Genomic DNA, 22,473 nt, shown 5'->3' with positions numbered 1-22,473 from the left:
TATCTCACAACGTAATGCGGTTCATGTAATTGCCGAATGCCTGCAAGTAACGCGGGATCGGAATCAGGAAGGCGTCGTGGCCTTGCGGCGCGTCGATTTCCAGATAACAGACGTCCTTGCGCGCAGCCATCAGCGCGTCCACCAGTTCCCGCGAGCGGGCAGGGGAGAAGCGCCAGTCGGTGGTAAACGACATCACGCAGAACTTGGCTGTGGCGTTTTCGAATGTTTTGGCCAGGTTATCGTCGAAGTTGGCCGCCGGATCGAAGTAGTCCAGGGCTTTGGTCATCAACAGATAAGTGTTGGCATCAAAACGCCCGGAGAACTCTTCGCCCTGATAGCGCAGGTAGCTTTCGACCTGGAACTCGACGCTGTGGAAGTCGTAGTTGAGCTTTTCGCTTTTGAGGCCGCGACCGAATTTCTCACCCATGGAATCGTCGGACAGGTACGTGATGTGTCCGACCATCCGTGCGAGCATCAGTCCGCGTTTGGGGATGACGTTGTGTTCCTGGAACGAACCGCCGTGGAATTCAGGGTCTGTGAGGATCGCCTGGCGGGCCACTTCGTTGAAGGCGATGTTCTGTGCCGACAGTTTGGGTGCCGAGGCGATGGCCAGGCAATGGCGGATGCGGTCAGGGTAGGTGATGCTCCACTGCATCGCCTGCATGCCACCGAGGCTGCCGCCGATTACGGCCGCAAACCGGGCGATGCCCAGTCGATCCGCCAGACGCGCCTGGCTGTGCACCCAATCCTCGACGGTCAAGACGGGGAAGTCAGCGCCGAACGGCTTGCCGGTGTCAGGATTGATGCTGCTCGGGCCGGTCGAACCGTTGCAGCCACCCAGGTTGTTCAGGCTGACCACGAAGAACTTGCTGGTATCGATCGGTTTGCCCGGGCCGATGCAGCTGTCCCACCAACCGGGTTTTCGGTCGTCGACACTGTGATAACCGGCGGCGTGGTGGTGGCCTGACAAGGCGTGACAGATCAGTACGGCGTTGCTCGCCGCGGCGTTCAGCGTGCCGTAGGTTTCGTAGATCAGGTCATAGGCTGGAAGCGAGCGACCGCAGGCCAACGCCAAGGGTTCGCTGAAGTGCGCCGTTTGCGGCGTCACCAGACCAACAGAATCGGGGGGGAAGGCAGCTGGCATCGACCCTGCTCTCATTGAAATGAGGCGTAAGTCTAAAGACCGCTGGGGTTAGCGGCAAGCAACGATCGGGCCTGAATGTTCCCTGTAGGACCGAGGTGTGGCCATCGCGAGCGAGCTCGCTCCTACAGGGGGAATGCATTCCAATGTAGGAGCGAGCTTGCTAGCGATGAACGATGACACGATCAGATCAGAAGGCGCAGGATTTCCGGCATCATCGTCATGGCGGCGAGGTTGTTGATCACCAGCATGTCGATCAGCTTGAGTGCCAGGAACGCGAAGATCGGCGACAGATCCAGGCCGCCCAGGTTGGGCAGAATCTTGCGGAACGGCGCCAGGGCCGGTTCGCAGATGTCGTTGACCAGCTCAGCGCCCGGATTATGGCTGCCTGGCGCGACCCAGGAGAGGATCACGCTGATGATCAGGGCGAAGAAGAATATCTTCAGGAACAGCGCGGTCACGCCGATGAGCGACCAGATCAGCAGTTGCAACGGGTTGCCGGTGGTGCCGTAGGTCAGCAGCAGGGTCAGGGCCATCAGCGCCAGTTGCACCAGAATCGCCAGCACCAGGGAGGACATGTCCAGGCCGAACATGCTCGGGATAATCCGGCGCAGTGGCTTGAGCAGCGGCTGGGTCGCCTTCACGGCGAACTGGCAGAGCGGGTTATAGAAGTTTGCGCGCACCAGTTGCAGCACGAAACGCAACAACACGATCAGCAGGTACAGGCTGCCGAGGGTTTGCAGCACGTAAACCGCTGCGGTGTTCAATCCAATCATGAAAAGCTCCTTAGTTGCCCAGTTGTTCGGCCATCTCGGCCGAGCGGTGCGCGGCGGCGCCGAGTGCTTTTTCGACCAGGGCTTCGAAACCGTTGGCCTGGAACGACTTGATGGCGGCTTCGGTTGTGCCCGCAGGTGAAGTCACGCGGCGGCGCAGTTCGGCGGCGTCGACGTCGCTTGCGACTGCCATGTGTGCGGCACCCAGTGCGGTTTGCAAGGTGAGCTGCGCCGCGATGTCTGCTGGCAGGCCAAGTTTTACCCCGGCAGCGGTCATGGCTTCGATCAGCAGGAAAAAGTACGCCGGACCCGAACCGGAAACGGCGGTGACGGCGTCCAGTTGCTGCTCCTCATCCAGCCACAGGGCGATGCCGACTGCGGACAGCAGTTCTTGAGCCTGCTGACGCTGCTCGGCAGTCACTTCGGCGGTAGCGAACAAACCACTCACACCCTGGCGCAAGAGGGCTGGGGTATTTGGCATGCAGCGCACGATGGGCTGGGCACCGAGCCAGTTGTTCATGCTGGCACAGGTAATACCGGCGGCAATCGATACCACCAGCTGACCTGGTTTGAGGCTTTGGCGAATGGCTTCGCAGACGGTTTTCATCGCCTGGGGTTTTACCGCCAGCACGACCACGTCGGCGCCTTCGATGGCCTGGGCGTTGTCGGCAAAGGTTTCGATGCCATGCTCGGCGCTCACGCGGGCGCGAGTCTCCTCGCCCGGATCGCTGGCGCGGATCTGCGCGGCATCCAGACCCTTGGCCCGCAGGCCGCCGATCAGGCTGGCGGCCATGTTGCCGGCACCGATAAAGGCAATACGCGTCTTGCTCATGTCAGGTCCTTATAAAAGAAGAGAAGCGGCCATGGGTTATGACCGATCGTAATCACGGGCGCCAAACAGGGCGGTACCAATCCGCACCCAGGTAGCGCCTTGGGCGATGGCCGACTCCAGGTCGTGGCTCATGCCCATGGAAAGTGTGTCTAGAGGCAGGTTCAGGCTGTCTTTCAGGCTTTGTACGGCAGCAAAAGCAGCATCCTGCGCGGCGCGATCTTCAGTCGGCTCGGGAATCGCCATCAGTCCACGCAACTTCAGGTGCGGCAAGGCGTTGATGGCGTTGGCCAAGGCTGGAAGGTCGGCCGCAGTGCAGCCGGATTTGCTGGCCTCACCGCTGACGTTGACCTGAATGCAGATATTCAGGGGCGGCAAATCGGCAGGGCGTTGTTCGGACAGGCGTTGTGCGATTTTCAGACGATCCACGGAGTGCACCCAGTCGAAATGCTCGGCGATAGCGCGAGTCTTGTTCGATTGAATGGGGCCGATGAAGTGCCAGATCAAGGGCAGGTCGGCCAGTTCAAGCTGCTTGCCCAGTGCCTCTTGCAGGTAGTTTTCGCCAAAATCACGCAGGCCGGCGGCATACGCTTCGCGCAGGGCTTCGGCGGGTTTGGTCTTGCTCACGGCCAGCAACTGGACGCTGTTTTCGGCACGTTTGGCAGCAAGTGATGCGGCATGTATGCGCGAACTAACCTGGAGAATGTTGTCTGCTATGGTGGACATCAATAAGCGCCAGCGGTCTGAAGGTTCGCGGCATTCTACTGGAATTGAGGGGCGCAATGGATATCACTGAGCTGCTGGCGTTCAGCGCCAGACAGGGCGCGTCCGACCTGCACTTGTCTGCCGGTCTGCCGCCGATGATTCGGGTGGACGGCGATGTGCGGCGCATCAATCTGCCCGCCATGGACCACAAGCAGGTGCTGGCGCTGATCCATGCCATCATGAGCGATACCCAGAAGGAGGACTTCGAGGCGCATCTGGAAACCGACTTTTCGTTCGAAATCCCCGGTGTGGCTCGTTTTCGGGTCAATGCGTTCAACCAAAACCGGGGCGCAGGTGCGGTGTTCCGCACCATTCCCTCGAAAGTGCAAAGCATGGAAGAGCTGGGCATGGGCGAAGTGTTTCGAAAAATGACTGATGCGCCGCGGGGCCTGGTGTTGGTGACCGGCCCGACCGGGTCTGGCAAGTCCACCACGCTGGCGGCGATGATCGATTACCTCAACACCCACCGCCATCACCACATCCTTACCATCGAAGACCCTGTCGAATTCGTGCACGAGCCGCGTAAATGCCTGATCAATCAGCGCGAGGTGCACCGTGACACCCGCAGTTTCGCCACGGCTCTGCGCTCGGCGTTGCGCGAAGACCCGGACGTGATTCTGGTGGGGGAGATGCGTGACCTGGAAACCATTCGCCTGGCGTTGACGGCCGCCGAAACCGGCCACCTTGTGTTCGGCACGCTGCACACCACATCGGCGGCGAAAACGATCGACCGGGTGGTGGACGTGTTTCCAGGTGACGAGAAGGCGATGGTGCGTTCGATGCTCTCTGAATCGCTAGTGGCGGTGGTATCGCAGGCGCTGGTCAAGAAGGTTGGCGGCGGGCGCATTGCCGCGCACGAGATCATGCTGGGGACGTCGGCGATCCGGAATTTGATCCGCGAGAACAAGGTGGCGCAGATGTATTCATCTATTCAGGCGGGCGGGTCGCTGGGGATGCAGACGCTGGATATGAGCTTGAAGGATTTGGTGGGCAGGGGGTTGATCAGTCGCGAGCATGCGCGGGAGAAGGCGCGGTCACCGGATGGTTTTTGATAATGCTGACAGCAAAAGATCGCAGCTCCGGCAGCTCCTACAGGGAAATACGAACCCTGCGTAGGAGCTGCCGAAGGCTGCGATCTTTTGCTCTTGCCGCCAATCAGCGCTGAACAACCCGCAACGCGTTCTGTTCTTTTGGCAGTACACGTTTGGCAACGACGTAGTGTTTTTCCCAGTACGGTTTCTTCAAGGTGTCGATGGAAACCGACTTGCCGCGGCGCGGTGCGTGGATGAAGCGGTCGTTGCCCAGGTAGATGGCTACGTGGTTGACTCGACGGCTCTTGATGTTGAAGAAAATCAGGTCGCCGGGTTTCAGGTCTTCGCGATCGACTTTCTCCCCATGACCGCTGGCCATGGCATTGGAAGTGCGTGGCAGGTCAAAGGTGGCGTCGTTGAACGCGTATTTTACCAGGCCGCTGCAATCGAAGCCTTTGCTCGGGCTGCTACCGCCCCAGCGGTACGGTGTACCCAGGACGTTTACGGCGCGGCTCAGCACGTTGCTGCTTTCCTTGGATGCCATAGGTGGCACCAGGCTGCTTTTGCTGGTCAACTCTGGAGCGTTTTTGACCGATTTATTGCTTTTGCTGGATGGAGCAGAAGCGTGGGATTTTGGGGTGTAACCATTAACGTTTGGAAGACGTTGCTCACGATTGGTGGCGTGGGCGGCCAGTGGCATCAAAAGGCAAATGGTTAGCCATGTCTTTAAAAATGAACGCATTAGGCAGGGCTCGAATAGGTGAACGCGCAACTTTATAACAGCTTTTTTTGTGCTTCCGAGGCCGTTGGTCGATTCAGCTTTTGTTCGGTGGAACTAAAAAAGCGTCTTTTAGAAGCAATTGTCGGACAGAAGTCAGGCTCTATAAGGCTTTGGCGGGAAGGACCATAGCACTTGCCGTACGTCGGGTGCCTGTAAAAAAGTCACAAAGAATTCAACAATATTTATCTATCGTGTGAAACGAGGTTATCCATGAACCCCTATCAACAAGCTGTCCAACAGCAAGACACCCACAGCAAAGTCATCGGTTATTTGCTGTGGGTTTTCGGCTTTACCGGCGCTCACCGCTTCTATTACGGCAAGCCGGTGACCGGGACGATCTGGTTCTTCACCTTTGGATTGTTGGGGATTGGCTGGCTTATCGACCTGTTCCTGATCCCGGCGATGGACCGTGAGGCTGATTTTCGGTTTACCGCTGGGCCGATCGAATACAACGTGGCGTGGATTCTGCTGACGTTTCTCGGCGTATTCGGTGTGCACCGGATGTATCAGGGGAAATGGATCAGCGGGCTGCTGTACCTGGTAACGGGCGGGTTGTTCTTTCTGGGAGTGCTGTATGACTTTTGGACGTTGAATGATCAGGTTTCGGTGCGTAACGCCCAGAGCCGATAAGCGAAGATCAAAAGATCGCAGCCTGCGGCAGCTCCTACACGGGAATATGCGTTTCCCCGTAGGAGCTGCCGCAGGCTGCGATCTTTTTGTTTTTACGCCTGGTGGCTGATCCGTCCGTCCACCAGGGTATAGCGCACCACGCCCGGCAGGCTGTGGCCAATGAACGGGCAGTTCTCGCCCTTCGACAGCCAGGTTTCACCCGCGACGGTCGAAGCTGCAGGGTCGAACAGCACGATGTCCGCCGCACCACCCACCGCCAGTTTTCCTGCTGGCAGGCGCAACGCCTCGGCAGGGCCGGCGCTGAGGCGTGCCAGTAGCGTCGGCAAATCCAGCAAGCCGTCTTCCACCAGCGTCATCGCCAGGGGCAGGAGCAATTCAACACTGCTGATGCCCGGTTCGGTCGCGCCGAACGGTGCCAGTTTGGCGTCGCGTTCGTGGGGTTGGTGATGACTGGAAATGGCCGAGATCACCCCCGACTTTACGGCAGCACGCAGGCCGTCGCGGTCGGCGCGGGTGCGCAGCGGTGGCTGCACGTGATACAGGCTGCTGAAGTCGATCAAGGCTTCGTCGGTCAGAATCAGCTGATACAGCGCTACGTCTGCTGTGACTTTCAGCCCGCGAGCCTGAGCCTGGGCAATCAATTCCACGCCACGGGCACTGGTGAGCTGGCTGAAGTGCGCACGCACGCCACTTTGCTCAACCAGCAGCAGGTCCCGGGCCAGGGCCACGGTTTCGGCGCTTTCCGGAATGCCCGGCAGGCCAAGGAAGCTCGCGGTCGGGCCTTCGTGGGCGAGTCCGCCCTCGGCGAGGTCGTGATCCTGGGAATTGAAAATTACCGTCAGATCGAAGGTGGCCGCGTATTCCAGGGCCCGGCACAGGGTGCGGGTGTTGCGGAAGCTTTCCAGGCCGTTGCCGAAGGCTACGCAGCCGGCATCGCGCAGGGCGACCAGTTCAGCCAGTTGTTCGCCGTCCAGGCCTTTGCTCAGGGCACCGATCGGGAAAACTTTGGTGTTGCCGGCTTCGCGTGCCCGATCAAGGATCAGTTCGGCCACGGCCGAGGTGTCCAGCACCGGTTTGGTTTTTGGCGGGCAGCACAGGCTGGTGACGCCACCGGCCGCGGCGGCGCGGGTTTCGCTGACAATCGAGCCTTTACGGCTGTAGCCTGGCTCGCGCAGGGCGACGTTAAGGTCGACCAGGCCAGGCGCGGCCACCAGACTTTGGGCGTCAAGGGTGTCGACGGCGACAAAACCGGCCGGTGCGGCGCCAAGGGCGACGATCTTGCAGGCTTCGATATGGATGTCGGTAACTTGATCCAGGCCGCTGCTTGGATCGATGACGCGTGCGCCGAGAATGCTGAGCTTCACTGGGCGTTCTCCTGCTCGAATTGACGTTGCGCAGTCTGCCCGCTCATGGCCATGGACAGCACGGCCATACGAATCGCGATGCCGTAGGTCACCTGGTTGAGGATCACCGAGTGCGGGCCATCGGCCACCGCCGACTCAATCTCCACCCCACGGTTTATCGGCCCCGGGTGCATGACGATGCAATCGGGCTTGGCCCCGGCCAGGCGCGCGGTGGTCAGGCCAAACAGGCGGTAGAACTCGCCTTCACTCGGCAGCAGGCCACCGGTCATGCGCTCGCGTTGCAGACGCAGCATGATCACCACGTCGACGTCTTTCAGGCCTTCGGCCATGTCGGTGTAAACCTTCACGCCGTATTGCTCGATGCCGATCGGCAACAGGGTTTTCGGCGCGATTACGCGGATATCCGGGCAGCCGAGGGTTTTGAGCGCCAGCATGTTCGAGCGAGCCACCCGCGAGTGCAGGATGTCGCCGACGATGGCCACCGAAAGGTTTTCGAAGCCGCCCTTGTGTCGGCGGATGGTGAGCATGTCGAGCATGCCCTGGGTCGGGTGTGCGTGTCGGCCGTCGCCGCCGTTGATGATCGCCACTTGCGGGCACACATGCTCGGCGATGAAGTGCGCGGCACCGGAGTCGCCGTGGCGCACGACGAACATATCGGCGGCCATGGCTTCGAGGTTGCGCAGGGTATCGAGCAAGGTTTCACCCTTGCTCGCCGATGATGTCGATACGTTCAGGGTAATCACGTCCGCCGACAGGCGCTGGGCCGCCAGTTCGAAGGTGGTGCGGGTGCGGGTCGAGTTCTCGAAGAACACGTTGCACACGGTCTTGCCGCGCAACAACGGGACTTTTTTCACCGCCCGGGCGCCGACTTCCAGGAAGGAGTCGGCGGTGTCGAGGATTTCCGTCAACAGCTCGCGGCGCAAACCGTCGAGCGAGAGGAAGTGACGCAGCTGGCCCTGATCATTGAGCTGCAGCGGGCGCTTGGTTTCTAGAGGCGTCATCGCGAGGGGGACTCTCAATAGGGCGAATTAAAGGGCGAGGTCTTGCAGTTCGAGCGCAAGCTCCGGACCGGACAGCTTCACGCGCTCGTGGGCGGCCAGCGACAGGGTCGCGCCGACCACGTTCGGGCGGATCGGCAGTTCGCCGGCATCCAGGTCCAGCAGGCAGACCAGCGTCACGCTGGCCGGGCGGCCGTAGTCGAACAGTTCGTTCATGGCGGCGCGGATGGTCCGGCCGCTCATCAGCACGTCGTCGATCAGCACCAGGTGCTGGCCTTCGATCTCGAACGGCAGCGCCGAAGGGCGCACCTGCGGATGCAGGCCGTTCTGGCTGAAGTCATCGCGATAGAAGGAAACATCCAGGGTGCCGAGAGGCTCGTCGTTGCCCAATTCCTTGAGCAAGGCCTGGGCGACCCAGACGCCGCCGGTACGAATGCCGATGAAACGCGGCTCGCTGATGCCACGGTGTTCCAGGTGGGCCTTGAGGCGCGTGGCCATCTGGCTGATCAGTTCGGCGGGATTGGGCAGGCTCATGGTTGCTCCTTCTTGGGCCCGAGCCGGTGCTGCTTCAACGGCAGGCTCGGGTTGTAGCTAAGGGAGGCGTATTAACGACTCGTCAGGATTCGAACAATGCAGTGTTTTCGTCGAGCCAGCCTTGCAGCAGCAGGGCCGCGGCGATGGCATCGACCGGGTTGTCGCGGTAGCTGCCCTTTTGTCCGCCGCGATCGCGGCGCTCACCTTTGGCTTCAAAGGTCGTCAGGCGTTCATCGTGGGTGTAGAAGGGCAGGTTGAAACGGCCGTTCAGGCGACGGGCGAATTTTTCCGCTCGCAGGCACATGTCGCTCGGCGTGCCGTCCATGTTCAGGGGCAGGCCGACCACCACGGCGTCAGGTTTCCACTCTTTAATGAGGGCTTCGACCTGGTTCCAGTCGGGGATGCCGTTCTGTGCTTTGAGGGTGCACAGCTCGCGGGCCTGGCCGGTGATCACCTGGCCGACCGCAACGCCGATCTGTTTGGTGCCGTAGTCAAAACCCAGAATCAGCTTCAGGGCCATCAGGCGTGCCCCGCCTGGCTGGTGAGCAGGTTGAGATTGACGCCCAGGTGTTTGGCCGCCGCTTCCAGGCGCAACTCGCTGCTGGTGTTGAACAGGATGTCGGGGTCAAACGGGCAATTGAGCCAAGCGTTCTGCGCCAGCTCGGCCTCCAGCTGCCCGGCTTCCCACCCGGCGTAACCGAGGGCGATCAGGCTTTTTGCCGGGCCCACGCCGTCAGCGATGGCGAACAGCACATCCTGGGAGGTCGATAGGGACAATTCGTCTTCCAGATCAACGGTTGCCTGGAAGCTCTGACCTTTCGGGTGCAAGACGAAACCACGGTCAGTTTGAACCGGTCCACCGATGAAGATCGGCACATGCTGGCAGAGTGCTGGAGGTTCGATATCCGGGCGCAGTTGCTCAAGGATATCGGCCAGACTCAGTTCTTGCGGACGGTTGACCACCAGCCCCATGGCTCCATTGGCCGTGTGCTCGACGATGTAGGTCAAGGTGTGCGCAAAGTTCGGGTCGGCCATGTGTGGCATGGCGATCAGGAATTGATGCTTGAGGTAGCTGGGGCTGACGTTTTTCATGAGCGCTAGTGTGGCGTTCGAGGGGCAAACTGACAAGCTGGGGAGTGATGTTTGCTTGAGATTGGTCGCTGGTTCGCACGGTCAAACGGGTGTAACGCGGTCCTGTAGGAGCCGGCTTGCTGGCGAATGCGATTTCAAGGACGCCATCGCCAGCAAGCCGGCTCCTACAGGTCATAGGCCCGTCAGTTGCTGGACAGTCGATCGCCGCGGGCAAACTTCCAGGTGCGGATGATTTCCAGGCGATCGATGTCCGACAAATCGCCGGTAAACGGTGCAAAAGGCGCTGCCAGTCGCACAATCCGCTGCGCTGCCTGATCCAGCAGCGGTTGCCCGGAGGACTCCAGCACCAGCACTTCATACAACGAGCCATCGCGGTTGATCGACACCATCAGGCGCAGGTTGCCATAGATCTGCTTGCGCCGTGCCTCATCGGGATAGTTGAGGTTGCCGATGCGCTCGACTTTCTTGCGCCACTCGTCTTTGTACCAGGCGCCCTTGTCGCGCATGGTCGAGGCGGCGCTCAGGCGGTGGATGCGCGGGCGCTTGGCGTAAAGCTGCTGTTCTTTGGCCAGTTCCGCTTCAAGGCTGGCGATGTCGCTGGACAGCTGCTCGCTGTCGAACGTCGGCGCCTGGACCACGGGCTTGGCTTCAGTCTTGGGCTCTTCGGTCTTGGCCGGGGCTTTTTTCGGTTTTGGCGCGACGGTGGTCACGGCAGCCTTTGGCGGCGCTTGCTGCACTTCAGGCTTGGCGGCCGGTGGTGGCGTGACCTTCTGCACCTTGTTGTCCTGGAAGGGTGCGACCTCGGTGGTCTTGGGAATTGCCTTTTTATCCAGGGTGCCGCTGCCTTGCTGATTTTCCTGGGCGAGGAAATCGGCTTTCTCGGGCTTCTTTTCGCTCTTGAAGGTCGCGAGGGTGATTTCCAGGGTTTTGCTGATCTGCCTGGGCTCGACCACTGCAAACCCGACGCCCAGCAACAGCGCCAAGTGGATCAGCGCCGCGAGGAACAGGGTAAAACCGAGGCGATCGGCCGGGCGCACGCCACGGTGGGCGAGTTCTGCAGGCAGATCGGACGGGAGTGTCATGACAAGGAAACCAGCATCGCGTTTTTCACAGGCCGGGCATGATAACGCAATGTTGGTTCTTCATCGGCTGTTCTATATCAACGCGCTTTGAGCTTCTGATCGATGGCATCCATCAGCATGCCGCCGATGTCGGTGCCAAACGCGTTATCAATCTCGCGAATGCAGGTCGGGCTGGTGACGTTGATCTCGGTCAGGTGCTCGCCGATCACGTCCAGGCCAACGAACAGCAGGCCTTTTTCACGCAGCGTCGGGCCAACTTGCGCGGCGATCCAGCGATCCTTGTCGGTCAGCGGGCGCGCTTCGCCACGGCCTCCGGCCGCCAGGTTGCCACGGGTTTCGCCTGCCGCGGGAATTCGCGCCAGGCAGTAATCCACCGGCTCGCCGTCGATCATCAGGATGCGTTTGTCGCCGTCCTTGATCGCCGGCAGGTAGGCCTGGCCCATGATTTGCTGGGCGCCGAGGGCGGTCAGGGTTTCGAGGATCACCGAAAGGTTCGGGTCGCCGGCGCGATGACGGAAGATCGACGTGCCGCCCATGCCGTCCAGCGGCTTGAGGATCACATCGCCGTGTTTGGCGGCGAATTCACGCAGCACGTCGGCACGGCGGCTGACCACGGTCGGCGGCGTGCACTGCGGGAACAGCGTAGCGAACAGCTTCTCGTTGCAGTCACGCAGGCTTTGCGGCTTGTTGACGACCAGCACACCGGCGCGCTCGGCCTGCTCCAGCAGATAGGTGGAGTAGACGAACTCCATGTCGAACGGCGGATCCTTGCGCATCAGGATCACGTCCAGATCGCTCAGCAACGCATCGCTTTCGGCGCCCAGTTCGAACCATTTTTCCGGGTTGGCGAACACCTGCAACGGCCGCATCCGCGCCCGGGCCTGGCCTTCGCCCTGGTACAGGTCGCGCTGCTCCATATAGAACAGTTCCCAGCCACGCTTCTGCGCGGCCAGCAGCATGGCCAGCGAGCTATCCTTTTTATAGGAGATGCTGGCGATAGGGTCCATGACAATCCCGACGCGAACGCTCATTGGGTTTTCCTCGAAATTTGGGGGAGCGAGAACCGCTTTTCTGTAGGAGCGAGCATGCTCGCGATGAACTCAAGAACCCCGCGGGGTGTCAGGTTTCGCGCGTCATCGTTGACGTCCATCGCGAGCATGCTCGCTCCTACAGTTAAAAGAAGCGGTGCCGTATAAAAGTGGCGTCAGAGTGGCGCTGAGTGTGTTCCCGGTCAAGGAAAAACCACCTTGAGGGTCGGCCGATAGATTGGCACTGGAGACTGTGCTAAAAAGACTGCCGAGTGGTACTGGCCCTTGAGTATCAAGGGTTTCGAGCCGCGTTAGCCGGCAAACGGACAATTTGTTTCGCAAAGGCGACGGTAGAGCATTTTATGGAACAGCAACCCAACGCCTTGAAGGTCATGGTGATCGACGATTCGAAGACGATTCGTCGCACCGCCGAAACGCTGCTCAAGAATGTGGGTTGTGAGGTCATCACGGCCATCGACGGTTTCGATGCCCTGGCCAAGATTGTCGATAACCACCCCGGCATCATCTTTGTCGACATCATGATGCCGCGCCTGGATGGCTACCAGACTTGCGCCCTGATCAAGAACAACAGCGCGTTCAAGTCCACGCCTGTGATTATGTTGTCGTCCAAGGACGGGCTGTTCGACAAGGCCAAGGGGCGCATCGTCGGCTCCGATCAGTTTTTGACCAAGCCATTCAGCAAGGAAGAATTGCTTGATGCGATCCAGGCCCACGTGCCTGGGTTCGCCGCCATATTGCCGTAGTAGGACATGCACAGTGATGCTCGGCCAACGGGTCCGGCGTCGACCAAAATGGGGAAGACCATGGCACGTATTCTGATCGTCGATGATTCGCCGACCGAAATGTACAAACTGACCGGCATGCTGGAAAAGCACGGTCATGAAGTGTTGAAAGCGGAAAACGGTGCCGACGGCGTCGCTCTGGCACGTCAGGAAAAACCCGACGCGGTCCTGATGGACATCGTCATGCCCGGCCTCAATGGTTTTCAGGCGACCCGTCAGCTGACCAAAGACCCGGACACCGGGCACATCCCGGTGATCATCATCACCACCAAGGATCAGGAAACCGACAAAGTCTGGGGTACACGCCAGGGGGCCAAGGATTACCTGACCAAGCCGGTCGATGAAGAAACCCTGATCAAGACCCTGAACAACGTGCTGGCCGGTTGATCGGGCGCCCATGAACGGATCGCTGACGGCTTTCGAACTGCTGCTGCAGATCGACCGACGCTGTCGTTTACTGGCGGCAGACTTGCCGTCCCAACCGACGCGACGGGACAGCTGGAGCGGCGTCGGTTTTCGCCTGGACGAGCACTGGTACGTGGCGCCCATGAGTGAAGTCAGCGAGGTGTTGCACGAACCGCGTGTCACTCAAGTGCCGGGCGTCAAACCCTGGGTCAAGGGTGTTGCCAATTTGCGTGGACGTTTGCTGCCGATCATGGATCTGGGCGGCTTCTTCGGGCACGAGGTGTCGGCAATGCGCGGGCAGCGTCGGGTGTTGGTGGTGGAGCATGACGACGTGTTTGCCGGGCTGATGGTCGATGAAGTCTTCGGCCTCCAGCACTTCGCCCAGGACAGCCTGGAGCCGGTTTCGGCGGATGATTTGCAAGGGCCGATGTCGACGTTTGTCAAAGGACGTTTCCAGCGTGAGCAATGCTGGCAGGTGTTCAGCCCGTTTGCGTTGGCGCGGTCCCAGGGATTCATGAACGTCGCGTTGTAGCTGCGACCCCTACAGGGATTTCGGCAAGCTGCGCAAGTGTGGGTTAACAGGCGAGTACCGATGACAAAAGCAAAAGCAGGCAAACCAATGGAAGGGTCGCGCAGCCGGTCGCAGATTATCGTGCTGTTCATCGCGCTGATCATCTTCATCATGCTGCTGTTCGCCAACTTCGCTTACCTCAATACCCAGGCCACCTACGATAAACAGTACATCGGTCATGCGGGCGAGCTGCGCGTGTTGTCCCAGCGTATCGCCAAGAATGCCACCGAGGCTGCCGCTGGCAAGGCTGCGGCATTCAAGCTGCTCAGCGACGCGCGCAACGATTTCGCCCAGCGCTGGGGTTATCTGAAGAAGGGCGATCCGTCCACCGGCTTGCCTGCGGCACCGTCCGTCGTACGCCCGGAAATGCGAACCGTGCAGCAGGACTGGGATCGGCTGCTGAAAAACACCGACGCGATTCTTTCCAGCGAACAGACCGTGCTGTCTCTGCATCAAGTCGCAGCGACCCTGGCCGAAACCGTGCCGCAATTGCAGGTCGAGTACGAAAAAGTCGTCGAGACACTCCTGCAGCGTGGAGCACCCGCCACGCAGGTGGCGCTGGCCCAGCGTCAGTCGTTACTGGCCGAGCGGATTCTCGGCGCGGTGAACACCGTGTTGTCTGGCGACGAAAGCTCGCAACAGGCCGCGGACGTCTTCGGCCGCGACGCCGCGCAGTTCGGCAAAGTGCTCAACGGCATGCTTCAAGGTGATCCGGCGCTCAAGGTCAGCCAGGTGGAAGACCGCGATGCCCGTGCGCGGCTCCTGGAGATTTCCGAACTCTTCGAATTCGTCTCGGGCTCGGTGGATGAAATCCTCGAAACCTCGCCGGAGCTGTTCAAGGTCCGAGAGGCGGCAACCAATATTTTCGGTCTGTCACAAACCCTGCTCGACGAAGCCTCGCAATTGGCCAACCGTTTCGAAAACCTTGCCGGCGGACGCGACACCGACACCATCGGCGGTTATGTCCTGGGCCTGGCGGCATTGATGTCGATCATCCTCATCGGTCTGGTGATGGTTCGTGAAACCAATCGCCAACTGCGCGAAACCGCTGAAAAAAACGAGCGCAACCAGAACGCGATCATGCGCCTGCTCGATGAAATCGAAGATCTCGCCGACGGCGACCTGACGGTGACAGCCTCGGTGACGGAAGACTTCACAGGCACCATCGCCGACTCGATCAACTATTCGGTGGACCAGTTGCGCGACCTGGTGGCGACCATCAATCTCACGGCCGGCCAGGTCGCCGCCGCTGTGCAGGAAACCCAGGCCACCGCCATGCACCTGGCCCAGGCCTCGGAGCATCAGGCCCAGCAGATTTCCGAAGCGTCCACGGCGATCAACGACATGGCCGAATCCATCGACCAGGTGTCGGCCAACGCCGCTGAATCCTCGGCGGTGGCGGAGCGCTCCGTGGAAATCGCCAACAAGGGTAACGAGGTGGTGCACAACACCATCCACGGCATGGATAACATTCGTGAACAGATCCAGGACACGGCCAAGCGGATCAAGCGACTGGGTGAGTCCTCACAGGAAATCGGCGACATTGTCAGCCTGATCGATGACATCGCCGATCAAACCAACATACTTGCGCTTAATGCCGCTATTCAGGCTTCCATGGCGGGTGATGCGGGGCGCGGTTTTGCCGTGGTCGCCGATGAAGTGCAGCGCCTGGCCGAGCGTTCATCGGCCGCAACCCGGCAGATCGAAACCCTGGTGCGGGCGATCCAGACCGACACCAACGAAGCGGTCATCTCCATGGAACAGACCACTACCGAGGTGGTGCGCGGCGCGCGTCTGGCGCAGGATGCCGGGGTGGCCCTTGAAGAAATCGAAGGTGTCTCCAAGACCCTGGCGGCGCTGATCCAGAGCATTTCCAATGCGGCACAGCAGCAGACATCCTCGGCCGGGCAGATTTCCCTGACGATGAACGTGATCCAGCAGATCACTACACAAACGTCGTCTGGTTCCTCCGCCACCGCCGAGAGCATCGGTAACCTGGCGAAAATGGCCAGCCAGTTACGCCGGTCGGTGTCCGGTTTCACCTTGCCCGCTGCCAAGGCGCAGGTTGTGGACAAAGCTTGAACCGCCCATGGGTAACTGAATTGTGATTGGAGTGGTTATGGGTGATCGGCACGACTATGTGGCCCTCGAGTGGGTCAAAGGCGAGATTGCCGAAACGCTGAAGCAGGCTCATCGCGCGATCGAAACCGTGCTCGATGACCCGCAGGCGACGCACGTGCTGGATGCAAGCCTTTCATGCATCCATCAGGTTCACGGCAGTTTGCAGATGGTCGAGTTCTACGGCGCGGCCTTGCTCGCCGAAGAGATGGAGCAACTGGCCCTGGCCTTGCGGGACAATCGCGTCAGCCATCGTGACGAGGCATTGCACCTGTTGATGCAGGCTTTGGGGCAACTGCCGATTTATCTGGATCGGGTGCAAGGCGCGCGCCGCGATCTACCGCTGGTAGTGCTACCGCTGATCAACGACCTGCGCAGCGCCCGTGGTGAAAAACGGTTGTCGGAAACCAGCCTGTTCAGTCCGCAGCTGCCTGACTTGCCGTCGCTGACGGCTGAGGTGCTGGCACAGCTCGAGCCGGCGGATTTCCCCAGTGTGGTGCGCAAGCTGCGGCAGCTGCTGCAGATGGCACTGGTGGGTTTTTTGCGTGAGCAAGACAGCGAGAGCAACCTCGATTGCCTGGCCAAGGTCTTCGCCCGCCTCGAAGGATTGTCCGGCGACGCCCCCTTGAGCCCGTTGTGGCAGGTGGCTTCGGCACTGGTCGAAGGCATGCGGGGCGGCGTGATCGCCAACAGCCCGGCCCTGCGCAGTCTGTTCAAGGACGCCGACAAGGAGCTCAAGCGCCTGCTCGATCAGGGTATGCGCGGCATCAATCAGCCGGCACCGCCGGAGTTGCTCAAAAGCTTGCTCTTTTACATTGCCAAGGCCGAATTTCCCACCGGGCAGATGCTGACCATGAAAGAACGCTACTCACTGGACGACGCACTGCCCGACAGCGCGATGGTCGATGAAGAACGCGCACGGCTGGCCGGTCCTGACCGTGACGCCATGCGCTCGGTGCTGGCCGCGCTCTGTGAAGAACTGGTGCGGGTCAAGGAACGCCTTGACCTGTTCGTGCGCAGCGACCGCCAGCACACGTCCGATCTCGACAGCCTGCTGGCGCCCTTGCGGCAAATTGCCGATACCTTGGCGGTGCTGGGCTTTGGTCAGCCGCGCAAGGTCATCATCGATCAACTGGCGGTGGTGTTGAGCCTCGCCCAGGGCCTGCGTGCGCCGGATGATGCGATCCTCATGGACGTCGCCGGAGCCCTGCTGTATGTCGAGGCGACGCTGGCCGGCATGGTCGGCACTGTGGAGCCCGAGAGTCAGGAAGACAGTCGCCTGCCGACCACCGACCTGACGCAGATCCATCAGATCGTGATCAAGGAGGCCCGTATCTGTTTGCAGCAGGCCAAGGACATGATTGTCGACTACATCGATGCGGACTGGGATCGCCAACATTTGCAGGCATTGCCGGCCTTGCTGACTCAAGTGCGTGGCGCGTTGGCGATAATTCCGCTGAGCCGCGCGGCGAGTCTGGTCGAGACGTGCAATCACTTCATTCGCGAGCATTTGCTGTTGGAGCCGGGTCAGCCGGGTTGGCAGGAACTGGATAACCTGGCTGACGTGATCACCAGCATCGAGTATTACCTTGAGCGCCTCAGTGATGACCCCGAGGCGCCGGGCGAAGCGGTGCTCGACGTCGCGGAAAAAGGCCTGGCATCCCTCGGTTTTGTCCCCAACGAACAGCAGGTGCCGTTGCTTGATGATGTGCTGAGCCTCAGTGAGGCGCAGGACATGCAATCGATGCAGGAACTGGCTGATCCGCAGCTCGTCCAGACCCTGGCCGACGTGCTCGCCAGCCCGGTATCGGCGCTGAACCCTCCCGCGCTGAATACGCCGGGCAGTCTATTGCCGCCACCGGCCGGTGAAGAGCCGGTAGATGAGGAGTTACGGGAAGTCTTTCTGGAGGAAACCGCGGAAGTCCTGGACATCCTTCGCGAATACTTGCCGCGCTGGTCGATCAATCCTGACAACCGTGCGGCCCTCAGTGAACTGCGTCGTGCCTTTCATACGCTCAAGGGCAGCGGCCGGATGGTGCGCGCGCTGGTGCTTGGCGAACTGGCCTGGGCTGTGGAAAACCTGCTCAATCGCGTGCTGGAGCATAGCGTTGAGCCGGGCGCCACCGTGCATCAGCTGATCGGCGATGTGCTGAATCTGTTGCCGGAACTGGTGGCCGAATACGCGGCGAACACCCAGCGCCAGCGCAACGACGTTGATCAGTTGGCCGCTCGCGCCCATGCATTGGCCAAGAGCGATGAGTCGGTGTCCGACGAGGACACGCAAGACGTGGCGGCACTCGATCCGTTGTTACTGGAGATCTTTCGCAAGGAAGCCGAGACTCATTTGGGCAGTCTTGACCGTTTCCTCGATCAGGCCGCCGAGCAAGTACCGTTACAGGCCAGCGACGAGTTGCAGCGCGCTCTGCACACCCTCAAGGGCAGCGCCTCCGTGGCAGGTGTCTTGCCGATTGCCGAACTGGCAACGCCGCTGGATCAGCTGGCCAGGGAGTACAAGGCGCACCTGATTGCCCTGGACCTGGACGAAGTCGAACTGCTGCTGGAAGCCGAAGGCTTGTTTCATCTGGGTCTGCGCCAACTCAAGAGCGATCCGCTGGCGGTAATCCCCGGAGCACAGCGCGTCGTCGAGCGGGCTCGGGCGCTGCTGGCCGAGCGTCTGCAAACCCACCTGAATACGCCGAACGCCGGGTTGCGCCTCAAGCGCGATCCACAGTTGATCAACAACTTCCTCGCCCAGGGCATGGACATTCTTCTGGACGCCGAAAGCCTGTTGCAGGGCTGGCAGCAACATCCCGGTGAGCGTCAGGAACTCAGCGCGCTGCTGGACGAATTGACCACCCTTGGTGAAGGCGCCCACTTGGCCGACCTGCAACCGGTGGATGAGCTGTGCGAAGCCTTGCTCGACCTCTACGGCGCGGTGGAAGAAAGCAGCCTGGCGGTCAGCGAACGGTTTTTCCATGAAGCGCAGGGTGCTCACGAGGCACTGATCAACATGCTCGACGAACTGGCTGCCGGCCAGGAGGTCAGTGCGCAACCGCAGCGGGTCAGGGCCTTGCGCGAGTTGCTCGACGAGAGCCTCGATCCGTCGGCCATGGGCCTTATTCGCAGCGACGGCAGCCGCACCCTGAGCATCCGCGAATTGGGCGACGCTACAGCGGATCTGGCACGTTCCAATGCAGGAGCCGGCTTGCCAGCGATGGACGTCAGCGATGTCGCGTTTTCATTGGAAAAACGCGGTGCCGGTGAGTTCTTCGCTGGCAAGCCAGCTCCTACAGAGGACCGAGCGGCCGGGCTGGACGATGAAATCGTCGAGATCTTCCTCGAAGAGGCGGTGGATATTCTCGAAAGCGCTGGCCAGGCCTTGGAACGCTGGCTGCGTGATCCGGACAACGCCGCGCCACTGTCCTCTTTGCAACGGGATCTTCACACCCTCAAGGGTGGGGCGCGCATGGCCGAAGTCGGGCCGGTCGGTGATCTGGCCTATGAACTGGAATGCCTGTACGAAGGCCTGGCGGATCGCCGTTACAGCTACAGCGACGGGCTCGCCACTTTGTTGCAGCAGAGCCATGATCGTTTGGCGCATTTGCTTGAGCAGTTGCAACAGCACCAATCCCTCGGCGATCCGAGCGAGCTGATCGAAGCGATCCGTGCGTTGCGCCAGGGTCACGCGGGCCATGCCGATGTGATCGAGCCGGTGGTCAGTAATGACTCGGCCCATCACGACAGCGAGCTGCTGGAGATCTTCCTGGAGGAAGGTTTCGACATCATCGAAAGCTCTGGCGCCGCCTTGACCCGTTGGCAGGCACAGCCTTCAAACCGTCAGGAAGTGGAGACCCTGTTGCGCGACCTGCACACCCTCAAGGGTGGTGCGCGGATGGTGGAAATCGCCGCGATTGGTGATTTGGCCCATGAGCTGGAGTTTCTCTACGAAGGCTTGTCCTCCGGTGTATTGCAACCCACCGCGCCGTTGTTTGCGCTGTTGCAGCGCAGCCACGACCGACTTGCACAAATGCTCGACGCCGCCCGCGCTGGCGAACAAATGCCGCCGGCGGATCGCTTGATCGATGCGATTCAGAACTTCAGCCACCCGGCCGTGCCGCAAGCGCCGGCACCGACTCCCGCCACAGCAAAACTTGAACCGCTGGCACCACAACAGGACGCCGGCGCGGACATGGTCAAGGTTTCGGCGGAGTTGCTTGACGATCTGGTCAACCTGGCGGGCGAAACGTCGATCTTCCGTGGCCGGATCGAGCAACAGGTCAGCGATGCGCAGGTCGCGCTGAACGAGATGGAAACCACCATCGAGCGGATGCGCGACCAGTTGCGCCGACTCGACACCGAAACCCAGGGGCGGATTCTCAGCCGTCAGCAAGTCGACGCCGAGCGCCAGGGCTACGAAGACTTCGATCCGCTGGAAATGGACCGCCATTCGCAGTTGCAGCAACTGTCCCGCGCGCTGTTCGAATCCGCGTCCGACTTGCTCGACCTCAAGGAAACCCTCGATCGGCGCAATCAGGACGCGCAAAACCTGCTGCAGCAACAGGGCCGCATCAACACGGAACTGCAGGAAGGCCTGATGCGCACGCGCATGGTGCCGTTCGAGCGCATGCTGCCGCGCTTGCAGCGCATCGTCCGTCAGGTGGCCGGCGAGTTGGGCAAGGATGTAGATTTCATCGTCGATAACGCCGAAGGCGAGATGGATCGCAACGTGCTTGAACGCATGGCGGCGCCGTTGGAGCATATGTTGCGCAACGCCGTCGACCATGGCCTGGAGTCCGCCGAGGCTCGGCTGGCGGCGGGGAAACCGGCCAAGGGCAAGATCACCCTCGATTTGCTGCGCGAGGGTGGCGACATCATTTTCGACATCCGCGATGACGGTGCCGGTGTGCCGCTCGAAGCGGTGCGGCGCAAGGCGATCAAGCGCGGCCTGCTCGCACCGGACAGCGTCATCAGCGATCACGACGTGTTGCAATTCATCCTGCAGCCGGGGTTTTCCACCGCCGAAAAAATTACCCAGATCTCCGGGCGCGGCGTCGGCATGGACGTGGTGCACGAAGAGGTGCGGCAGCTGGGCGGCACCATGAGTATCGACTCGGTACCGGGGCAGGGCGTGCATTTTCGCATTCGCCTGCCTTTTACCGTGTCCGTCAACCGGGCGCTGATGGTGCAATGCTTTGATGACCAATATGCGATTCCACTCAATACCATCGACGGCATCGTCCGCGTGCTGCCCAATGAACTCGAAGGCCATTACCGACTCGATCCGCCGACTTACGAGTACGCTGGTCAGCGTTATGAGTTGGTTTATCTGGGCGAGTTGTTGAAAACCAGCCTGCGCCCGAAGCTGTTGGGCCAAAGCCTGCCGCTGCCGGTATTGCTGATGCAGAGCAACGAACGCCACATCGCGGTGCAAGTGGATACGATGGCCGGCACTCGCGAAATCGTGGTCAAGAGCCTGGGGCCGCAATTTTCAGCGGTGCAAGGCGTGTCTGGCGCCACGATTCTCGGCGATGGTCGGGTGGTGCTGATTCTCGATTTACTGGCGCCGATCCGCGCCTTGCAAGCCCATGTGCCGCAACGTCCGGCGGGCCACGAAATCGAGGCCGAGCCGCAGCGGCCTTTGCTGGTGATGGTGGTCGACGACTCGGTCACGGTGCGCAAGGTCACCAGTCGTCTGCTTGAGCGCCATGGCATGAATGTGTTGACCGCCAAGGATGGCGTCGACGCCATGCTGCTGCTTGAAGAGCATATGCCGGACCTGATGTTGCTCGACATCGAGATGCCACGCATGGACGGCTTCGAAGTCGCGACCCAGGTGCGCAATGACGAACGCCTGCGACACCTGCCGATCATCATGATCACCTCCCGCACCGGCCAGAAGCATCGCGACCGCGCCATGGCCATCGGCGTCAACGATTACCTTGGCAAGCCGTACCAGGAGTCGGTGCTGCTCGAAAGCATCTCCTTGTGGAGCAAGACCCATGCTTGAGCATCGCACCAGCAACCTCACCGGCCTGCTGCTGCCGTTGGCGGACCGCAACCTTATCCTGCCCAACGTCGCTGTCGCCGAGCTGATCGATTACCAGCAGCCAGGGACGTTCGACCTCGATACGCCGCCGTGGTACCTGGGGCTGGTGACGTGGCGCGACCGGCAGATTCCGCTGCTGAGTTTCGAGTCGGCGTGCGGCCAGAAAACCGTGATTGGAGAGCGCGCACGAATCGTTATCCTGAATGCCCTGGGCGGCCGTCCGGAGTTGAAATTCATTGCGCTACTGGTGCAGGGAATTCCGCGTTCCTACAAGCTCGACAGCCAATTGAGCTACGTGGATGTGCCGTTGTGTTCGCTGGAACAGGCCGCAGTGCAAGTGGGGGATCAAGTGGCCAAGGTGCCGGATCTGTTGGCGCTGGAGGCGTTGCTGGTGGATGCCGGGTTGATCGGCTGATCGCGGTTTTTGTATTGAAAGTGCTGGCCTGATCGCGAGCAAGCTTGCTCCTACAGAGTTATCGGAT

20 protein-coding genes are annotated in these 22,473 nt (G+C 60.7%); 8 read left to right on the top strand and 12 right to left on the bottom strand.

The window, feature by feature from the left end; all coding sequences use genetic code 11:
- Positions 1–4: 4 nt before the first annotated feature.
- The 4 genes from AD668_RS25330 to AD668_RS25315 all read right to left on the bottom strand — a co-directional run bounded on the left by AD668_RS25330 (position 5) and on the right by AD668_RS25315 (position 3,469).
- Entirely contained in the window at positions 5–1,144 is a 1,140-nt protein-coding gene (locus AD668_RS25330) for a homoserine O-acetyltransferase (protein ID WP_053163311.1), read from the bottom strand.
- A 182-nt stretch (positions 1,145–1,326) separates the two neighbouring features.
- Positions 1,327–1,917: a YggT family protein gene (locus AD668_RS25325; RefSeq protein WP_053163308.1), complete on the bottom strand. Its 591-nt coding sequence runs from the start codon at positions 1,915–1,917 to the stop codon at positions 1,327–1,329.
- 10 nt (positions 1,918–1,927) lie between these two features.
- Positions 1,928–2,746: a pyrroline-5-carboxylate reductase gene (gene proC, locus AD668_RS25320; protein WP_053163305.1), complete on the bottom strand. Its 819-nt coding sequence runs from the start codon at positions 2,744–2,746 to the stop codon at positions 1,928–1,930.
- 36 nt (positions 2,747–2,782) lie between these two features.
- Positions 2,783–3,469, bottom strand: coding sequence for a YggS family pyridoxal phosphate-dependent enzyme (locus AD668_RS25315; protein WP_053163301.1), 687 nt, complete (start codon positions 3,467–3,469; stop codon positions 2,783–2,785).
- 56 nt (positions 3,470–3,525) lie between these two features.
- Between AD668_RS25315 and AD668_RS25310 the strand changes: the two genes are divergently transcribed.
- Positions 3,526–4,560 carry a type IV pilus twitching motility protein PilT gene (locus AD668_RS25310; RefSeq protein WP_053163299.1) on the top strand — a complete coding sequence of 345 codons (1,035 nt, stop codon included), beginning with the start codon at positions 3,526–3,528 and terminating at the stop codon, positions 4,558–4,560.
- A gap of 103 nt (positions 4,561–4,663) precedes the next feature.
- Here AD668_RS25310 and AD668_RS25305 read toward each other — a convergent pair whose 3' ends face one another.
- Entirely contained in the window at positions 4,664–5,281 is a 618-nt protein-coding gene (locus AD668_RS25305; protein WP_053163296.1) for a C40 family peptidase, read from the bottom strand.
- A gap of 249 nt (positions 5,282–5,530) precedes the next feature.
- Here AD668_RS25305 and AD668_RS25300 point away from each other — a divergent pair, with 249 nt between their 5' ends.
- Positions 5,531–5,950, top strand: coding sequence for a TM2 domain-containing protein (locus AD668_RS25300; protein WP_053163293.1), 420 nt, complete (start codon positions 5,531–5,533; stop codon positions 5,948–5,950).
- 92 nt (positions 5,951–6,042) lie between these two features.
- On the opposite strand, the gene AD668_RS25295 is transcribed toward AD668_RS25300, so the two are convergent.
- From AD668_RS25295 to gshB, 7 genes are all read right to left on the bottom strand, one after another.
- Positions 6,043–7,314 carry a dihydroorotase gene (locus tag AD668_RS25295; protein ID WP_053163290.1) on the bottom strand — a complete coding sequence of 424 codons (1,272 nt, stop codon included), beginning with the start codon at positions 7,312–7,314 and terminating at the stop codon, positions 6,043–6,045.
- Complete coding sequence (locus tag AD668_RS25290; protein WP_053163287.1) at positions 7,311–8,315, bottom strand: aspartate carbamoyltransferase catalytic subunit; 1,005 nt, start codon at positions 8,313–8,315, stop codon at positions 7,311–7,313. Before AD668_RS25290 ends, AD668_RS25295 begins: the two co-directional genes overlap by 4 nt.
- Before the next feature lie 27 nt (positions 8,316–8,342).
- Positions 8,343–8,846 (bottom strand): bifunctional pyr operon transcriptional regulator/uracil phosphoribosyltransferase PyrR, encoded by a 504-nt coding sequence (gene pyrR / locus AD668_RS25285; protein ID WP_053163284.1) that lies wholly within the window; start codon positions 8,844–8,846, stop codon positions 8,343–8,345.
- An 82-nt stretch (positions 8,847–8,928) separates the two neighbouring features.
- Positions 8,929–9,366, bottom strand: a complete 438-nt coding sequence (gene ruvX / locus AD668_RS25280) for a Holliday junction resolvase RuvX (protein WP_053163281.1) — start codon at positions 9,364–9,366, stop codon at positions 8,929–8,931.
- The gene (locus AD668_RS25275; RefSeq protein WP_053163278.1) at positions 9,366–9,938 is read right to left on the bottom strand and encodes a YqgE/AlgH family protein; all 573 of its coding nucleotides are present in this window, start codon (positions 9,936–9,938) and stop codon (positions 9,366–9,368) included. Before AD668_RS25275 ends, ruvX begins: the two co-directional genes overlap by 1 nt.
- Before the next feature lie 182 nt (positions 9,939–10,120).
- Positions 10,121–11,020, bottom strand: coding sequence for an energy transducer TonB (locus AD668_RS25270; RefSeq protein ID WP_053163275.1), 900 nt, complete (start codon positions 11,018–11,020; stop codon positions 10,121–10,123).
- Between the two features lie 77 nt (positions 11,021–11,097).
- Positions 11,098–12,051 carry a glutathione synthase gene (gshB, locus tag AD668_RS25265; protein WP_053163271.1) on the bottom strand — a complete coding sequence of 318 codons (954 nt, stop codon included), beginning with the start codon at positions 12,049–12,051 and terminating at the stop codon, positions 11,098–11,100.
- Between the two features lie 359 nt (positions 12,052–12,410).
- On the opposite strand from gshB, the gene pilG reads away from it, so the two are divergent.
- Genes pilG through AD668_RS25235 form a run of 6 tightly spaced genes read left to right on the top strand, consistent with a single transcriptional unit; the run spans position 12,411 to position 22,406 of the window.
- A complete protein-coding gene (gene pilG, locus AD668_RS25260; protein ID WP_053163269.1) occupies positions 12,411–12,812 on the top strand; it encodes a twitching motility response regulator PilG in 402 nt (133 codons plus the stop codon).
- Between the two features lie 60 nt (positions 12,813–12,872).
- On the top strand, positions 12,873–13,238 hold the full coding sequence (pilH, locus tag AD668_RS25255) for a twitching motility response regulator PilH (protein ID WP_027926574.1): 366 nt from the start codon (positions 12,873–12,875) through the stop codon (positions 13,236–13,238).
- 10 nt (positions 13,239–13,248) lie between these two features.
- Positions 13,249–13,788, top strand: coding sequence for a chemotaxis protein CheW (locus AD668_RS25250; RefSeq protein ID WP_053163266.1), 540 nt, complete (start codon positions 13,249–13,251; stop codon positions 13,786–13,788).
- A gap of 60 nt (positions 13,789–13,848) precedes the next feature.
- Positions 13,849–15,909: a methyl-accepting chemotaxis protein gene (locus tag AD668_RS25245; RefSeq protein WP_053163263.1), complete on the top strand. Its 2,061-nt coding sequence runs from the start codon at positions 13,849–13,851 to the stop codon at positions 15,907–15,909.
- A gap of 37 nt (positions 15,910–15,946) precedes the next feature.
- Positions 15,947–21,952: an Hpt domain-containing protein gene (locus tag AD668_RS25240; protein ID WP_053163259.1), complete on the top strand. Its 6,006-nt coding sequence runs from the start codon at positions 15,947–15,949 to the stop codon at positions 21,950–21,952.
- On the top strand, positions 21,945–22,406 hold the full coding sequence (locus tag AD668_RS25235) for a chemotaxis protein CheW (protein ID WP_053163257.1): 462 nt from the start codon (positions 21,945–21,947) through the stop codon (positions 22,404–22,406). Before AD668_RS25240 ends, AD668_RS25235 begins: the two co-directional genes overlap by 8 nt.
- The last annotated feature ends 67 nt before the right edge of the window (positions 22,407–22,473 follow it).

The organism is Pseudomonas sp. P1.8 (genome assembly GCF_001269805.1).
Taxonomy (GTDB): domain Bacteria; phylum Pseudomonadota; class Gammaproteobacteria; order Pseudomonadales; family Pseudomonadaceae; genus Aquipseudomonas.
Note: the sequence above shows the minus strand (reverse complement) of the source record. Positions and strands in the feature narration are given on the sequence as shown.

What these genes read in the sequence shown, in the direction of transcription:
- pilH (WP_027926574.1), top strand. Translation starts at nt 12,873, where the DNA reads ATGGCACGTATTCTGATCGTCGATGATTCGCCGACCGAAATGTACAAA.
- AD668_RS25325 (WP_053163308.1), bottom strand. Translation starts at nt 1,917, where the DNA reads ATGATTGGATTGAACACCGCAGCGGTTTACGTGCTGCAAACCCTCGGC.
- ruvX (WP_053163281.1), bottom strand. Translation starts at nt 9,366, where the DNA reads ATGGCCCTGAAGCTGATTCTGGGTTTTGACTACGGCACCAAACAGATC.
- pyrR (WP_053163284.1), bottom strand. Translation starts at nt 8,846, where the DNA reads ATGAGCCTGCCCAATCCCGCCGAACTGATCAGCCAGATGGCCACGCGC.
- AD668_RS25275 (WP_053163278.1), bottom strand. Translation starts at nt 9,938, where the DNA reads ATGAAAAACGTCAGCCCCAGCTACCTCAAGCATCAATTCCTGATCGCC.
- AD668_RS25235 (WP_053163257.1), top strand. Translation starts at nt 21,945, where the DNA reads ATGCTTGAGCATCGCACCAGCAACCTCACCGGCCTGCTGCTGCCGTTG.
- AD668_RS25315 (WP_053163301.1), bottom strand. Translation starts at nt 3,469, where the DNA reads ATGTCCACCATAGCAGACAACATTCTCCAGGTTAGTTCGCGCATACAT.
- AD668_RS25300 (WP_053163293.1), top strand. Translation starts at nt 5,531, where the DNA reads ATGAACCCCTATCAACAAGCTGTCCAACAGCAAGACACCCACAGCAAA.
- AD668_RS25250 (WP_053163266.1), top strand. Translation starts at nt 13,249, where the DNA reads ATGAACGGATCGCTGACGGCTTTCGAACTGCTGCTGCAGATCGACCGA.
- AD668_RS25310 (WP_053163299.1), top strand. Translation starts at nt 3,526, where the DNA reads ATGGATATCACTGAGCTGCTGGCGTTCAGCGCCAGACAGGGCGCGTCC.
- pilG (WP_053163269.1), top strand. Translation starts at nt 12,411, where the DNA reads ATGGAACAGCAACCCAACGCCTTGAAGGTCATGGTGATCGACGATTCG.
- AD668_RS25330 (WP_053163311.1), bottom strand. Translation starts at nt 1,144, where the DNA reads ATGCCAGCTGCCTTCCCCCCCGATTCTGTTGGTCTGGTGACGCCGCAA.
- AD668_RS25305 (WP_053163296.1), bottom strand. Translation starts at nt 5,281, where the DNA reads ATGCGTTCATTTTTAAAGACATGGCTAACCATTTGCCTTTTGATGCCA.
- proC (WP_053163305.1), bottom strand. Translation starts at nt 2,746, where the DNA reads ATGAGCAAGACGCGTATTGCCTTTATCGGTGCCGGCAACATGGCCGCC.
- AD668_RS25270 (WP_053163275.1), bottom strand. Translation starts at nt 11,020, where the DNA reads ATGACACTCCCGTCCGATCTGCCTGCAGAACTCGCCCACCGTGGCGTG.
- AD668_RS25290 (WP_053163287.1), bottom strand. Translation starts at nt 8,315, where the DNA reads ATGACGCCTCTAGAAACCAAGCGCCCGCTGCAGCTCAATGATCAGGGC.
- AD668_RS25245 (WP_053163263.1), top strand. Translation starts at nt 13,849, where the DNA reads ATGACAAAAGCAAAAGCAGGCAAACCAATGGAAGGGTCGCGCAGCCGG.
- gshB (WP_053163271.1), bottom strand. Translation starts at nt 12,051, where the DNA reads ATGAGCGTTCGCGTCGGGATTGTCATGGACCCTATCGCCAGCATCTCC.
- AD668_RS25240 (WP_053163259.1), top strand. Translation starts at nt 15,947, where the DNA reads ATGGGTGATCGGCACGACTATGTGGCCCTCGAGTGGGTCAAAGGCGAG.